Origin of the sequence: Caldimonas manganoxidans ATCC BAA-369 (assembly GCF_000381125.1) — a bacterium.
Classification (GTDB): domain Bacteria; phylum Pseudomonadota; class Gammaproteobacteria; order Burkholderiales; family Burkholderiaceae_C; genus Caldimonas; species Caldimonas manganoxidans.
Genome location: NZ_KB905940.1, coordinates 45,778 through 59,843, shown reverse-complemented (window position 1 = coordinate 59,843; position 14,066 = coordinate 45,778). Strand labels below are relative to the sequence as shown.

Here is a 14,066-nt window from a genome sequence, read left to right as displayed (position 1 = left end):
ATGCAGTTTCCCGTCCACATTCCCTTCGTCCAAGCCCTGGGCTTCGAACTCGTGCGCATGGCCGAGGGGCAGGCCGAGATCCTTTATGCCTTGCGCGAGGACCATTGCAACTCCTTTGGCGTGGCCCATGGTGGTGCCGTGATGACGTTGTTGGACGTGGTCATGGCCCATGCGGCACGCAGCGTCAACGACCCTGCGGCCCACTATGGTCCCGGTGTGGTGACCCTGGAGATGAAAACCAGCTTCATGCGTCCTGGCCAGGGCCGTCTGCGGGCCGTGGGCAGCTTGCTGCACCGCACGGCCACCCTGGCTTTTTGCGAAGGCCGCGTCTATCGTGAAGACGGAACGCTGGCCGCTCAGGCCACCGGGACTTTCAAATATGTGAGAGCCTTGCCCACCGGCGCACGCGAGGTCGCACCTTTGCAGCGGCGTCTCGATGGCGACGGCTCCGACTGAATGCTCAGCCCGAGGAATTCGCCATGATTGTCAATCGTCAAATCCTGCTGGTGTCGCGCCCTCAGGGCGAGCCCAGCATCGACAACTTCCGCCTCGTCGAGTCTTCCCTGCCCAGCCCCGACCAACTCGCAGAAGGACAGGTGCTGGTCCGGCACCACTATCTGTCGCTGGATCCCTACATGCGTGGGCGCATGAGCGAGGGCAAGAGCTATGCCCAACCGCAGCCGTTGAACGAGGTGATGATCGGTGGCACTGTCGGCGAGGTGCTGGCCTCGCGTCACCCGCAGTATGCCCCTGGTGACAAGGTCGTCGGCATGGGCGGCTGGCAGGAGTATGCGCTCGTCGATGCCACACGGCCCGGCGTGCTGCGCAAGGTCGATACCACCCACATTCCGCTGTCGGCCTATCTGGGCGCCGTGGGCATGCCTGGGGTCACTGCCTGGTACGGACTGATGAAGATCTGTGAGCCCCGTCCCGGGCAAACCATCACCGTCAGTGCGGCCAGCGGCGCCGTCGGCAGCGTCGTGGGCCAATTGGCCAAAAGCCGAGGCTGCCGCGTGGTTGGCTTTGCCGGCGGTCCCGACAAATGTCGCTACGTGGTGGACGAACTGGGTTTCGACGCCTGCATCGATTACCGACAGCATCCCACTGTGGAGTCTCTGCACGCGGCCTTGCGCAGCGCCACGCCTGACGGCATCGATGGGCACTTCGAAAATGTCGGCGGCTCGGTGCTCGATGCGGTGCTGCTGCAAATGAATGCCTTCGGCCGCATTGCGGTGTGCGGCATGATCGCCGGCTACAACGGCGATCCCATCCCGTTGCAGCACCCGCAGATGATCCTCGTCTCGCGGCTGCGTGTGGAAGGCTTCATCGTCAGCGAGCACATGGACGTTTGGCCCGAGGCCCTGAAGGAGCTTGGTGCGCTGGTGGCCAGCGGCCGACTCAAGTATCGTGAAAGCATCGCCCATGGACTGGAAAGCGCGCCCGAGGCTTTCATCGGTCTGCTCAAAGGGCGCAACTTCGGCAAGCAACTGGTGCGGCTCCTCTGAGCAAGGAGAAGCATCCTCCACGGAGGACAGGCGATGGACGATCCGACGCTCACCCACGAGGTCTTCAACCAAAGCAGCCCGCTGGTGGATGTGAATCTCTTCGAAGCCAACCTGCCGTTGCGCGAGGGGTTGGCTGCACATCTGCCAGCCCAGGCTCACGCAGCGGCCGAGGATCGGCTCAAGGCCTTGGGGGCCTTGGCCGGCTCGGCGGCGATGCAAGCGCATGCGCGCTGGGCCAATGTGCATGGGCCCGTGTTGCGCACCCATGACCGCTTTGGCCGTCGCATCGACGAGGTCGAGTTCCATCCGAGCTACCATGCCTTGATGGGAGCGGCCATTGCGCACGGTCTGCATGCCAGGCCCTGGGCGCTGGGTCCAGGGGCCCATGTGGAGCGCGCCGCTGGCTTCATGCTGTTCACCGAACTCGAACCCTCGGTGCTGTGCCCCATCTCGATGAGCTACGCCGCCACGGCGGCGCTGCGCGGCAACCCCGCGATACTGGCGGACTGGTTCCCGCGTCTGACCAGCACCGAATACGACCCGCGCCTGGTGGTTTTTCGGGACAAAGCCGGGGTGACCATGGGCATGGGCATGACCGAAAAGCAAGGCGGCTCGGACGTGCGCGCCAACACCACGCGCGCCCACTTCGAGGGTGATACGCCTTGGGGCCGTTGCTATCGGCTCGTGGGCCACAAATGGTTCTTTTCCGCGCCCATGTGCGATGCCTTCCTGGTGCTGGCCCAGGCCGAGGCTGGCCTGAGCTGCTTCTTCCTGCCACGCGTCTTGCCCGATGGACAGCGTAACGCCTTGCGCATCCAACGTCTCAAAGACAAGCTGGGCAACAAGGCCAATGCCAGCTCCGAAGTCGAGTTCACCGGGGCGCAGGCTTGGTTGGTCGGTGAAGAGGGGCGCGGGGTACCGCAGATTCTGGAGATGGGCACGCTCACCCGGTTGGACTGCGCCTTGGGCACCACGGGCCTGATGCGCCAGGCCCTGTCGCTGGCTCTGCACCATGCACGCCAGCGCCAAGCCTTCGGTCGTGCGCTGGTGCAGCATGCCCTGATGCGCAACGTGCTGGCCGATCTGGCGCTGGAGAGTGAGGCGGCCACCGCACTGAGCCTGCGGCTGGCCCGCGCCTTCGACCGCCAGGACGACCCTTACGAGGCCCTCATGCGGCGGGTGTTGACACCGGTGGCCAAGTTCTGGATTTGCAAGCGCGGCAGCGGCTTTGCCCAGGAAGCCATGGAATGCCTGGGCGGCAATGGCTATGTCGAAGAAGGCGGCGAGGGCGTGATGGCGCGCATCTACCGTGAGATGCCGCTCAATTCCATCTGGGAAGGAGCGGGCAACATCATGGCGTTGGATCTCTTGCGCGTACTGCAGCGGGTCGGCCCCAGCGTCCGCGAGGCGGTGGCCAGTGAACTGGAGCCGCTGAAGGCCGCCCACCCGGTGGCCGATGCAGCCCGCGCCCGCGTGCTGGACTGCATGGGCGATGCTGTCGATGAGCATGACGCCCGTCGACTCGCGCAGGAACTGGCGTTGGTCGTGCAGGCGGCCTTGTTGCGCCGCCATGCGCCGGACTTCGTTTTCGACGCCTTCATCGCTTCCCGGCTGGGCGACTTCCATCACCTGTGTTATGGCAGCCTGCCGGCGGCCGTCGATGTGGAAGGCTTGCTGCAACGAGCCCTGCCGGCGTGAACCGTGGCGTATTCATCGAGGAGACCGTATGAAAGAACTCAAAGGCAAGACGGCGGTGCTGACCGGTGCGGCATCGGGCTTCGGACTGGAACTGGCCCGCCTGGCGGCACGCGAGGGCATGAATGTCGTGATGGCCGATGTGCAGCCCGACGCGCTGGAGCTGGCCGCCGCCGAGGTTCAAGCTTTGGGCGCGCCGGTGCTGGCTCAGCGCGTGGATGTCTCGCGCGGCGAGCAAGTCGAAGCCCTGGCGGCGGCCACCGTCGAACGCTTCGGCGTTCCTCACCTCGTGTTCAACAATGCGGGTGTCGGCGCCGGTGGATTGATCTGGGAGCATTCTGTGCAGGATTGGGAATGGGTGCTCGGCGTCAATCTGATGGGGGTGGCCCATGGGGTGCGTGTCTTCACGCCGATGATGCTCCAAGCGGCACGCGCCGATGCCGCCTACGAAGGCCACATCGTGAACACCGCCTCCATGGCAGGCCTGCTCAACGCGCCCAACATGGGGGTCTACAACGTCAGCAAGCACGCCGTGGTCAGTCTGTCTGAAACGCTGTACCAGGATCTTCGCTTGGTCACCGACCAAGTCACCGCCTCGGTGCTGTGTCCCTACTTCGTGCCCACCGGCATCCACCGATCCGAGCGCAACCGTCCCCCGCAGGCGCAAAGCACGCCGCCCACGCCCAGCCAGATGATCGCCCGTGCGATGAGCGAAAAAGCCGTCACCTCCGGCAAGGTCACTGCGGCCGAAGTCGCCGCGAAGGTGCTCGATGCCGTGCGTGCGCGGCAGTTCTACATCTACAGCCATCCGCAGGCGTTGGGCATCGTGCAAAAGCGACTGGAAGACATCGTGCTTGGGCGCAACCCGAGCGACCCGTTCGAGAGCCGGCCGGACATTGGCCAGCAGCTGCGCAGCGCGTTGCGGGCCGCCATGGGGTGAGGCACCCCCGAGAAGCGGCCCAGGACCAGCTGCGGGAACAGGTGCCTATGGCAAACTGCCGAGTTTGCTTCATGTGAGCCTCTACCGCCTTGGACAAAATCCTTCATCAGATTGCCGCTGAGTTGAACGTTCGGCCGCAACAAGTGCATGCGGCCGTGGAATTGCTCGATGGGGGGGCGACCGTGCCCTTCATCGCGCGCTACCGCAAAGAAGCCACGGGCGGCTTGAATGACGCGCAGTTGCGCGAACTCGAGGTGCGACTGGCCTACCTGCGCGAGCTCGAGGACCGCCGTGCCGCGGTGCTCAAGAGCATTGCCGAGCAGGGCAAGCTCACCCCCGAGTTGCAAGCCGCGATCGAGGCCGCCCCCACCAAGCAAGAACTCGAGGATTTGTATCTGCCCTACAAGCCCAAGCGGCGCACCAAGGGCATGATCGCCCGCGAGGCCGGCTTGGAGCCTTTGGCCGACCGATTGTTTGGCGATCCATCGCTGGAGCCGCTGGCCGAGGCCGCCGCCTTCGTCAACCCCGAAGCGGGCTTCGCCGATGCCCACGCGGTGCTCGATGGTGTGCGCGACCTGCTGTCCGAGCGCTGGGCTGAGGACGCCGCGCTGGTGGGCCAGTTGCGCGAATGGCTGTGGGAGGAGGGCATCTTCCAGTCGCGCTTGATGGCTGGCAAGGACGAAAACCTCCCCGAAGTGGCCAAGTTTCGGGACTATTTCGATTACGCCGAGCCCATCCGCAGCGTACCTTCGCACCGAGCGCTGGCGGTTTTCCGCGGACGGGCGCAGGACATCCTGGACGCCAAGCTGGTGCTGGACGAGGAGGTCGTCCCCGGCCGGCCGACCCTGGCCGAAGGACGCATCGCGCGTCATCTGGGCTGGAGCCATGCCCAACGGCCCGGCGACGAACTGATCCGCAAGACCATCGCCTGGACCTGGAAGGTCAAGCTCAGTCTCAGCCTGGAGCGCGATCTGTTCGCCCGCCTGCGTGAAGAGGCCGAGAAGGTGGCCATCAAGGTCTTTGCCGAAAACCTGCGCGACCTGTTGCTGGCCGCCCCGGCGGGCAAGCGTGTGGTGATGGGGCTGGATCCGGGGATCCGCACCGGCGTGAAAGTGGCTGTGGTCAACGAAACCGGCAAGGTCGTGGACACGGCCACCGTCTACCCGCACGAACCGCGCAACGATTGGGACGGAGCCCTGCACACCTTGGGTCGGTTGTGTGCCACCCATGGCGTGAATTTGATTGCCATTGGCAACGGGACGGCCAGCCGTGAAACCGACAGGCTGGCGGCCGATCTGATCAAGCGTCTTCAGCACATGGCGCCGGGCACCAAGATCGACAAGGTGGTCGTCAGCGAAGCGGGGGCCTCGGTCTATTCCGCCTCGGAATACGCCAGCAAAGAGTTGCCCGATCTGGACGTCAGCCTGCGTGGCGCGGTGTCCATTGCGCGGCGTGTGCAAGATCCGCTGGCCGAGCTGGTCAAGATCGAACCCAAGAGCATCGGCGTGGGCCAATACCAACACGATGTGAACCAGGCCGAACTGGCCCGCAGCCTGAATGCGGTGGTGGAAGACTGCGTGAACTCGGTGGGTGTGGACCTCAACACCGCTTCGGCTCCGCTGTTGGCGCGCGTGTCGGGCCTCAGCGCCAGTGTGGCCGCAGCCATCGTGCGCTGGCGCGACGCACATGGCGCGTTCCGCAATCGCCAGCAATTGTTGGAAGTCGCCGGTCTGGGCGCCAAGACGTTCGAACAGGCCGCAGGCTTCCTACGCATCCGCGACGGTGACAATCCCTTGGACATGTCCGGCGTGCACCCCGAAACCTATCCCGTGGTCGAGCGCATGCTGCAGCATGTGGGCAAGCCCATTCACGAGGTGATGGGGCGCGCCGACGTGATCCGCAAGCTCAAACCCGAAGCCTTCGCCGATGAGAAATTCGGTGCCATCACGGTCCGCGACATCCTGGCCGAACTGGAGAAACCCGGTCGCGATCCGCGCCCGGACTTCAAGGTGGCCCGTTTCAACGAGGGGGTGGAAGACATCAAGGACCTGCAGCCCGGCATGGTGTTGGAAGGCACGGTCAGCAATGTGGCGCAGTTTGGGGCTTTCGTGGACCTGGGTGTCCACCAGGACGGCCTGGTGCATGTGAGCCAACTGTCCAACAAGTTCGTCCACGACGCGCGCGACATCGTCAAGACCGGTGACATCGTCAAGGTCAAGGTGCTGGAGGTCGACCTTGCTCGAAAGCGCATTTCGCTGACGATGCGGCTCGATGCCCCCACGGGGGGGCGCATGGGCAACGACCAGCGCTCCCCGTCGCCTCAGGACCGGCCAGGCCGCGGCCGGGGCGTGCCCCAATCTGCCATGCCCTCGGCCATGGCCGCGGCGTTCGCGAAACTGCAGTCCAAGCGTTGAAACAGGGCTGGCATTCCTGCGCCAGACGGACTATCGTACATGGCGTCGATGGCCGACGAAGGAGTTGGATCATGCCCCGTAACGCTGTCTTGCCAGGTGGCCTGACGGCCGCTGTGGCTGCCTTGGCGCTGGGCGGCTGTGCTGGCCCGCATGCAGGTATGGACCACAGCCGGATGATGGGCGGGCCCATGGCCATGGCGGTTCTGGAGCCCACGCGGGGCCAGGGGGCCGGCGGTCGCGTCATGTTCCACCAGATGGGTGAGGATCAGGTCATGGTGCACGCCATGGTCAAAGGTCTCAAGCCCAATGCCGAGCATGGCTTCCACATCCATGACAAAGGGGACTGCTCCAGCGGCGACGGCATGAGCGCCGGTGGGCACTTCAACCCCGGCGGCCATCCCCACGGCGGCCAGGCAGGGCCTCGCCATGCGGGCGACATGCCCAACCTGCGCAGCAATGCCAACGGCGAGGCCGATATGCGCTTTACCCTCAGTGGGGTGAGCATCGGACGCGGGGCCGCCGACATCGTCGGTCGCGGACTGATCGTGCATGCCGAGCCCGACGACTACCGCACCCAGCCCACTGGCAACTCCGGTGCGCGCATCGCCTGCGGCGTGATCGTCCAACACACACGATAATCTCACGGCTGTTTTCGCAGCCTCGCAAGGCGCGGTTTGCCGCGCCTTGTTTTTTGCGTCATTTTTGCCCATGAAGTCTTTGCGTCTGTACGCCGGGCCGGCTGCGCGCCGGCACATCGAGCGCCACGGCCTGTCCCCTCAAGCCGTCAAGGTCGTGGCCGGAGCCGCTGGTGGACCCAAGGGCCTGATCCTGAACCATCTGGACCGTCACATCTTTGGCCGCTGGCTGACACGCTCAGACCAGACGGTCCATCTCGTAGGGGCTTCGATCGGCGCTTGGCGCATGGCCACCGGCATGCTCGAGCAGGCCGAGACCTCCTTTGCCCGCTTGGCCCACGACTACATCCATCAGCGCTACGAGCTACCGCCAGGCAGAACCTATCCCACGGCCGAGGAAGTCAGTCGCGTCTTCGCTGAAGAACTGCACGACTTTTTCGATGGCCACATCGAGTCCCTGGTCGGTCATCCTCGGTATCGGCTGCACATCGTGGTCTCACGCGGCCGCCATGTCCTGAGCCGGGAAGGGCGGCTGCGCACGCCTTTGGGCTACCTCGGCGCGGCCTTGACCAATGCCGTGGCTCGGCCCGGTTTGAGCCTGTGGTTGGAACGCGTGCTGTTTTCCACCCCCGGTGAGCCGTTGCCCGTGGACCTGTCGGACTTGCGCCACCGGCGCGTCACGCTCGATGCCGACAATTTCGAGGCGGCCCTGCTGGCTTCGTGCTCCATTCCCTTCGTGCTCAAGGCCGTGCACGACATTGCCGGAGCGCCCCCGGGAGCTTATTGGGATGGCGGCATCACCGACTACCATCTGCACTGGAACTATGCGAGCATGGGGGAGGGCATTGTGCTCTACCCGCATTTCCAGCAGGCCGTCGTGCCTGGCTGGCTGGACAAGCCGCTGCGCCATCGCCACCGGGCCACGGCGGCGCTGGCCAACGTGCTGGTGCTTGCGCCGGCTGCCTCGTGGGTGGCGAGCTTGCCTGACCGCAAGCTGCCTGACCGCACCGACTTCAAACGCTATGGCAGCGACAACGAGGCCCGATCTCGTGCATGGCAGCGTTGCGTGGATGAGAGTGAGCGTTTGGCCGAGGAATGGGCACAATGGCTCGAAGGCGGGACCCCCGCGAATGTTTTGAACCCCTTGTGAGATCGAACTGCACGACTGAAACCGAGGACATCCCATGGGCCTGACCGCCAGCCTGATCGTCATCGTCTTGCTGATCGGTGTCAGCGCATTTTTTTCCATGGCCGAAATCTCGCTAGCGGCTTCCCGACGCCTGCGCCTCAGTCAAATGGCCGACGAGGGCGATGCGCGCGCCGCACAAGTATTGGCCGTACAAGACCAGCCCGGCAGTTACTTCACCGTGGTGCAAATCGGCCTGAACGCCGTGGCCATCTTGGGCGGGATCGTCGGGGAAGGCGCTTTGACACCGTATTTCGCCGCCGGATTGCAATGGGTCTTGGACCCCGTGGCCGCCGAGCGCGTGGGTTTTGCGCTGTCGTTCCTGTTGGTGACCGGCTTGTTCGTCGTCTTTGCCGACCTGTTCCCCAAGCGGGCCGGGATGATCGAACCCGAACGCATCGCGGTGCGGCTCATCGGTCCGATGCGCTGGTGCATGCACCTGCTCAAACCGCTGGTATGGATCTTCGATACGCTGGCCACCGGGCTGTTCAGGTTGTTCGGGTTGCCGGTGTCACGCGACGAACGCATCACGCCGGACGACATCCTGGCCATGGCCGAGGCAGGGACCCAGGCCGGATTGCTGGCCGAGCAAGAGCAGCAAGTCATCGAAAACGTCTTCGAACTCGACACCCGCACGGTCGAAAGCGCCATGACCACGCGCGAGCGCATCGTCTACTTCCTGCTGGACGACGACGATGCGCTGATCCGCACCCGCGTGGCCGAACAGCCGCATTCCACCTATCTCGTCTGTGATGGCCACATCGACAAGGTGGTCGGCTATGTCGATGCCACCGATCTGTTCCAGCGCGTGCTGCGCAATGAGCCGATCTCGCTGCAAGGTGAGATCGGCCAATCCTTGATCAAAAAGGTGCTGGTCGTGCCAGACCGCCTCACGCTGTCGGAGATGCTTGGACAGTTCCGCCAAGCCCATGAGGACTTTGCCGTCATCGTCAACGAGTACAGCCTGGTCGTGGGGGTGATCACGCTCAACGACGTGATGAGCACGGTCATGGGCAGCCTGGTCGGCGGCGATGACGAGGAGCAAATCGTCCGCCGCGAAGATGGCTCCTGGCTGGCCGATGGCATGACCCCGATCCCCGATTTGATGCGGGCGCTGGACATCGACGAACTGCCGCACCAGGGCCAATACGACACCCTGGCCGGCTTCCTGATGGTGATGCTGCGCCGCATTCCCAGGCGCACCGACTCGCTCACCTGGGGCGGCTGGCGCTTCGAGGTGATGGATGTGGACAGCTACCGCATCGACCAGGTGATGATCACCCGGGTCGTCTGAGGGGTCGGGTCGCCAGACTCACATCGACGCCTCGAGCATTGCGCGATAGTCCTCGGCGCTGGCTTGCCGTGGGTTGGTCTTGTGACAATGGTCGGCCAAGGCCCCTTCGATCACGCGGTCGAACACATCCGGCCGGACCCCCATTGCAGCCAGTCCCCGCGGCAGCCCCAGCCGAGCGTTCATGTCGCGGATGGCATCGGGGATGTCTGCGGCCGAGGTCAGTCCCATGGCCTGGGCCATGCGTTCCAGCCGCGCCTCGGCGCGCACCGACTCTGCGGCGGCGTTGAAGCGCACCACCGCGGGCAGGAACATCGCATTGAGCGTGCCATGGTGCAGACGCGGATCGACGCCACCGAGGCTGTGGCTCAGCGAATGCACGCAGCCCAGCCCTTTCTGGAAGGCCAAGGCGCCTTGCATCGAGGCGCTCATCATCTGCCGACGGGCTTCGCGGTCGGCGCCGTGGCGTGTCGCGCGCTCGATATGCGCCCAGCCTCGCGCCAGCCCATCGAGCGCAATGCCGTCGGCAGGCGGATTGAAGGCCGGCGCCATGAAGGTCTCCATGCAATGCGCGATCGCGTCCATGCCGGTGGCCGCCGTCAGCAAGGGGGGCAAGCCCAGGGTGAGCTCGGGATCGCAAATGGCCACCTTGGGCACGAGGTGCCAGGAATGAAAGCCGAGCTTGCGGCCGTCATCGACGATCACGATGGCCCCGCGGGCTACCTCGCTGCCCGTGCCGGCGGTGGTGGGCACGGCGATCACCGGCGCCACGCGGGAGGTGATGCGCGGGCTGCCGCCCTCGATGGTCGCGTAGGTCTTCAACGGCCCCTCATGCGTGGCGGCAATGGCCACCCCTTTGGCCAAATCGATGCTGGAGCCGCCACCCACGGCGATCAACCCGTCGCAGCCCTGGGCCCGATAGATGGCCTGCGCGGCGCGCACGGCCGCCTCGGTCGGGTTCGATGGAGTTTGGTCGAAGACGGCCAGCGGGAGGTCTTTTAGCGCGTCCAAGGCCCGCTGAAGCACGCCGGCGGCCTTGACTCCGGGATCGCTCACCACCAGCGGCCGGTGCATGCCGATGCGCTCGCATTCGTCGGGCAGTTGGCGCACGGCGCCGAAATCGAACTGGATCTGGGTGATGTAGTGGATGAGGGCCATGATCTGCGCTCTCAAGCTAGACGGCGGACAGTGCCAAGAATCAGTATCCTTGCGGCATTGTCCCGGAACCATCCGGATGCACCATGACACCTAGGCGTCACCTGCTGGCCCACCGGGGCGGTTCGACGCCGCCTGCGACTGTTTTGGCCGTGAATTCACCTGCCGAGCCATTTTTGCTGACCCCCCGCATGCGCGACGTGATCGAACGCATCCGCCGCGCCAATTTCACGCCTTTGCATCGGCTGCCGGTGGCCGAGGCCCGCCGGGCCTACCTGGCCGCTGCCGAAATCCTGGATCTGCCGCGGGCTGCGCTGGCGCGTGTGGAAGACCACCGGCTTGCCGGACATGAAGGCGCCATGCTGCCTGCCCGCTTGTATGCCGATTCACACGAGCCTTTGCCTGCCATGCTTTACCTGCACGGCGGAGGCTTCACCATCGGCGGCATCGAGACCCACGACAGCCTGTGCCGCCAGCTGGCCAAACTCAGCGGCGCCGCAGTGGTGTCGGTGGAGTACCGACTGGCCCCCGAACACCGTTTCCCGACGGCCGTCTACGACGCTTGGGCGGCCTTGCAAGACCTTCGACGCCAAGCGGCAAGCTGGGGACTGGACGGCACGCGGCTGGCCGTCGGCGGCGACAGTGCCGGTGGGACTTTGGCCGCCGTGTGCGCTTTGTTGGCCCGCGACGCCGGCTTCGATCTCGCCTTGCAAGTGCTCATCACCCCTGGCACCTCGGCCCATCAAGACACCGAATCGCACCGGCGTTTCGCCGAGGGCTACATCCTGGAGCGGCCGGCCATCGATTGGTTCTTCAATCATTACATCGACCCTGATCGCCGCACCGACTGGCGCTTTGCGCCGTTATTGGCCGACGACCTCGAGGGCGTGGCCGCCGCCTGGGTCGGCTTGGCCGAGGCCGACCCGCTGGTGGACGAGGGCCTGGCCTACGCCGACCGACTGCGCATGGCCGGCGTGGCGGTGGAGCTGGAGCTGTACCGCGGGGTGACGCACGATTTCATCAAGATGGGCCGGGCGCTGCCGGAAGCCCGTCAAGCCCAGGCCTCCATCGCTGCACGCTTGCGCGATGCTTTTGGAATCCCCTCATGAAACGCAACGACTTCCGCTTGCTCCATCGGCTGCGAGTGCGATGGGCTGAAATCGACGCTCAGAACATCGTCTTCAACGGGCACTATCTCACGTACTTCGACACCGCCATGGCCGATTACTGGCGCGCTTTGGCGCTGCCGTACCCCGAGGCGATGAAACCTTTGGACGGCGACCTGTACGTCAAGAAGGCCAGCATCGAGTACCACGCATCGGCGCGTTACGATGACCTGCTCGAAGTGGGCGTGCGTTGTGCACGGATCGGCAACTCCTCGATGCACTTCCAGCTGGGCATCTTCCGTCAGGATGCGCATCTCATCAGCGGGGAGCTGATTTACGTGTTCGCCGACCCCCGCACGCAAACTGCCAAACCCGTGCCAACGGCCCTGCGCGAGGCCCTGCAGGCTTTCGAGGCCGGGCAATCGATGATCGAAGTCCGGCTCGGCACCTGGCAGACCTTGGGCCAGGACGCCCAAGCCATTCGTCGCGCCGTGTTCATCGAGGAACAGGGCATCCCTCCCGAGATGGAGTGGGACGAGGCCGACGCCACCAGCGTGCATGCCGTGGCCTACAACCGCTTTGGCATGCCGCTGGCCACGGGCCGACTGCTCGAACACGTTCCCGGGGTGGCCAAGATCGGTCGCATGGCGGCCTTGCGCACCATGCGCGGCGGCGGCGTCGGACGGGCCGTGTTGGAAGCCTTGATGCGCGCTGCTCGTGAGCGCGGCTATCGCGAGGCGGTGCTGCATGCGCAAACCTCGGCCGCTGCCTTCTATGCGCGCTCGGGCTTCGCGCCCCGTGGTCCGCAGTTCGAAGAGGTGGGCATTCCTCACATCGAAATGGTCAAGACCTTGTAAAGCCAAGGCCTCACGCTCGGCCGGCACCGGCTTGGGGCGACGTCCTCGACAGTCCCGTTCCTGAGGCATGTCCCGCGATCGGAGCAAGGTCCACCGAACCAAGTTGGCGGGCCGTGCGTGGCGGCCAGCCTTTGAGCAGTGAACGCCGCAACAAGGCCACCCCCGGGCCGCGCGTGCTGCTGAAGCTGCGCTCGATCACATGGGTGTGGAGCTTGCGTCCCACACGCTCGGTAATGATCACGGTGGACGCACGGGTGCCGTAACGTCCATCGGGGGTGCGAATGAACGCTGGCGACAGCCAGCGCTCCCACTGTAGCGGCACGCCGGTGTGAGGCAAGAATTCGTCCGCGATCAGCGTGCGATCGCCCAGTGCCGCAAACAGTGCGTCGGCCAGGCCATCGGCCGTATCGGCCTGCCGCAGCGCACTGCGCAAACGTTGCTTCAGGCGTTCGACCTTCGGCCAAGGGGTGTCGAGAAACGCATTGGACAGACCGTAGATGCCCCGTTCCAGCCGCTTCGGATAGCGGGCTCGATTCGACCCCCAGAAACACTCGCCCGCAGAAAAATCCGCAGCGATGACATTGAACCCGTTATAGCCCGACAGACCCACTTGCATCCAGAAGCGGTCCATCGACAGATCGCCGCGCAACCACAGCGGCACGATCTGGCCGCGCGAGGGGGCCTGAGGGTCCAGGTCCTTCGGGTTGCGCACATTGGTGACCAGGGCGAAGCGGCCTGCAGCCGTCAATCCCATCCAGGTGCCGCCGGCTTGCAGGTCTCGCCCGGCCAGAATCTCCGGCCCGCCAGGGGTGGGCTGCCACCAACTCAGCCGGGCCGTGGGCCGGTCGAAGTACTCGTCACGATTGGCCGCCACCACGAACGGAAAGCGCCGGCTCACATCGATGGCCAAGCCTACGAGACACATGGCACGAAGACCTCCACATGCCGGGGGCCATGGCACCAGGGCGCCAGCGCTTGGGCCTCGCGCTCGATATGGGCCTGGACGGCGGCCGTGATGCCGCCAGGACTGCAATAAATCTCCATCCAGGTCTGCATGCCGTCTTTCTCGTCCGGGCGCTTCAACCACTGAGCCTGCAGATCGGGCCATGCCTGACGCAGGCGGCACTGCAGGCGCTGCACGGCCTCGGCGGCGGCCGCTGCGTCTTTCGAAGCCACCCGATAGTAGATGAAAAGCCAACGGTTCTCGGCAGCGCCGCCTCCTGCGTCCAGGGGCCTGGGTGTGAAGGATGTCACGTTCTTCCCCGCGGCTGGCCCCGGCCCG

13 protein-coding genes are annotated in these 14,066 nt (G+C 65.2%); 10 read left to right on the top strand and 3 right to left on the bottom strand.

Translation table 11 applies throughout. The annotated features are described in order from the left end of the window. The 8 genes from F615_RS18045 (at position 1) to paeA (ending at position 9,669) form a co-directional block, all read left to right on the top strand. Positions 1-456, top strand: coding sequence for a PaaI family thioesterase (locus tag F615_RS18045; protein WP_019560766.1), 456 nt, complete (start codon positions 1-3; stop codon positions 454-456). A 23-nt stretch (positions 457-479) separates the two neighbouring features. Then, positions 480-1,505, top strand: coding sequence for an NADP-dependent oxidoreductase (locus tag F615_RS0108550; protein WP_019560765.1), 1,026 nt, complete (start codon positions 480-482; stop codon positions 1,503-1,505). Positions 1,506-1,538: 33 nt separating this feature from the next. Continuing rightward, positions 1,539-3,203 carry an isovaleryl-CoA dehydrogenase gene (locus tag F615_RS0108545; protein WP_019560764.1) on the top strand — a complete coding sequence of 555 codons (1,665 nt, stop codon included), beginning with the start codon at positions 1,539-1,541 and terminating at the stop codon, positions 3,201-3,203. Positions 3,204-3,231: 28 nt separating this feature from the next. Then, positions 3,232-4,140, top strand: coding sequence for an SDR family oxidoreductase (locus F615_RS0108540; protein WP_019560763.1), 909 nt, complete (start codon positions 3,232-3,234; stop codon positions 4,138-4,140). 89 nt (positions 4,141-4,229) lie between these two features. Further along, positions 4,230-6,554 (top strand): Tex family protein, encoded by a 2,325-nt coding sequence (locus tag F615_RS0108535; RefSeq protein WP_026330159.1) that lies wholly within the window; start codon positions 4,230-4,232, stop codon positions 6,552-6,554. 71 nt (positions 6,555-6,625) lie between these two features. Continuing rightward, entirely contained in the window at positions 6,626-7,192 is a 567-nt protein-coding gene (locus tag F615_RS0108530; protein WP_033371116.1) for a superoxide dismutase family protein, read from the top strand. A 70-nt stretch (positions 7,193-7,262) separates the two neighbouring features. Beyond that, the gene (locus F615_RS0108525) at positions 7,263-8,339 is read left to right on the top strand and encodes a patatin-like phospholipase domain-containing protein (RefSeq protein ID WP_019560760.1); all 1,077 of its coding nucleotides are present in this window, start codon (positions 7,263-7,265) and stop codon (positions 8,337-8,339) included. 34 nt (positions 8,340-8,373) lie between these two features. Further along, on the top strand, positions 8,374-9,669 hold the full coding sequence (gene paeA, locus F615_RS18040; RefSeq protein ID WP_019560759.1) for a polyamine export protein PaeA: 1,296 nt from the start codon (positions 8,374-8,376) through the stop codon (positions 9,667-9,669). 18 nt (positions 9,670-9,687) lie between these two features. Here paeA and gbd read toward each other — a convergent pair whose 3' ends face one another. After that, positions 9,688-10,824, bottom strand: coding sequence for a 4-hydroxybutyrate dehydrogenase (gbd, locus tag F615_RS0108515; RefSeq protein WP_019560758.1), 1,137 nt, complete (start codon positions 10,822-10,824; stop codon positions 9,688-9,690). A gap of 143 nt (positions 10,825-10,967) precedes the next feature. On the opposite strand from gbd, the gene F615_RS0108510 reads away from it, so the two are divergent. Together F615_RS0108510 and F615_RS0108505 are read left to right on the top strand one after the other, a co-directional pair. Beyond that, positions 10,968-11,930 (top strand): alpha/beta hydrolase, encoded by a 963-nt coding sequence (locus F615_RS0108510; RefSeq protein ID WP_019560757.1) that lies wholly within the window; start codon positions 10,968-10,970, stop codon positions 11,928-11,930. Then, positions 11,927-12,784, top strand: a complete 858-nt coding sequence (locus F615_RS0108505; protein WP_019560756.1) for a YbgC/FadM family acyl-CoA thioesterase — start codon at positions 11,927-11,929, stop codon at positions 12,782-12,784. The genes F615_RS0108510 and F615_RS0108505 overlap by 4 nt, the downstream gene beginning before the upstream one ends. 10 nt (positions 12,785-12,794) lie before the next feature. Here the strand turns inward: F615_RS0108505 and F615_RS18035 are convergent, their stop codons facing one another. After that, positions 12,795-13,709, bottom strand: coding sequence for an NRDE family protein (locus tag F615_RS18035; RefSeq protein WP_019560755.1), 915 nt, complete (start codon positions 13,707-13,709; stop codon positions 12,795-12,797). Next, entirely contained in the window at positions 13,697-14,038 is a 342-nt protein-coding gene (locus tag F615_RS0108495) for a DUF4936 family protein (RefSeq protein WP_169452421.1), read from the bottom strand. Before F615_RS0108495 ends, F615_RS18035 begins: the two co-directional genes overlap by 13 nt. Positions 14,039-14,066 lie beyond the last annotated feature (28 nt).

What these genes read in the sequence shown, in the direction of transcription:
- F615_RS0108530 (WP_033371116.1), top strand. Translation starts at nt 6,626, where the DNA reads ATGCCCCGTAACGCTGTCTTGCCAGGTGGCCTGACGGCCGCTGTGGCT.
- F615_RS18045 (WP_019560766.1), top strand. Translation starts at nt 1, where the DNA reads ATGCAGTTTCCCGTCCACATTCCCTTCGTCCAAGCCCTGGGCTTCGAA.
- paeA (WP_019560759.1), top strand. Translation starts at nt 8,374, where the DNA reads ATGGGCCTGACCGCCAGCCTGATCGTCATCGTCTTGCTGATCGGTGTC.
- F615_RS0108505 (WP_019560756.1), top strand. Translation starts at nt 11,927, where the DNA reads ATGAAACGCAACGACTTCCGCTTGCTCCATCGGCTGCGAGTGCGATGG.
- F615_RS0108525 (WP_019560760.1), top strand. Translation starts at nt 7,263, where the DNA reads ATGAAGTCTTTGCGTCTGTACGCCGGGCCGGCTGCGCGCCGGCACATC.
- F615_RS18035 (WP_019560755.1), bottom strand. Translation starts at nt 13,709, where the DNA reads ATGTGTCTCGTAGGCTTGGCCATCGATGTGAGCCGGCGCTTTCCGTTC.
- F615_RS0108550 (WP_019560765.1), top strand. Translation starts at nt 480, where the DNA reads ATGATTGTCAATCGTCAAATCCTGCTGGTGTCGCGCCCTCAGGGCGAG.
- F615_RS0108540 (WP_019560763.1), top strand. Translation starts at nt 3,232, where the DNA reads ATGAAAGAACTCAAAGGCAAGACGGCGGTGCTGACCGGTGCGGCATCG.
- F615_RS0108545 (WP_019560764.1), top strand. Translation starts at nt 1,539, where the DNA reads ATGGACGATCCGACGCTCACCCACGAGGTCTTCAACCAAAGCAGCCCG.
- gbd (WP_019560758.1), bottom strand. Translation starts at nt 10,824, where the DNA reads ATGGCCCTCATCCACTACATCACCCAGATCCAGTTCGATTTCGGCGCC.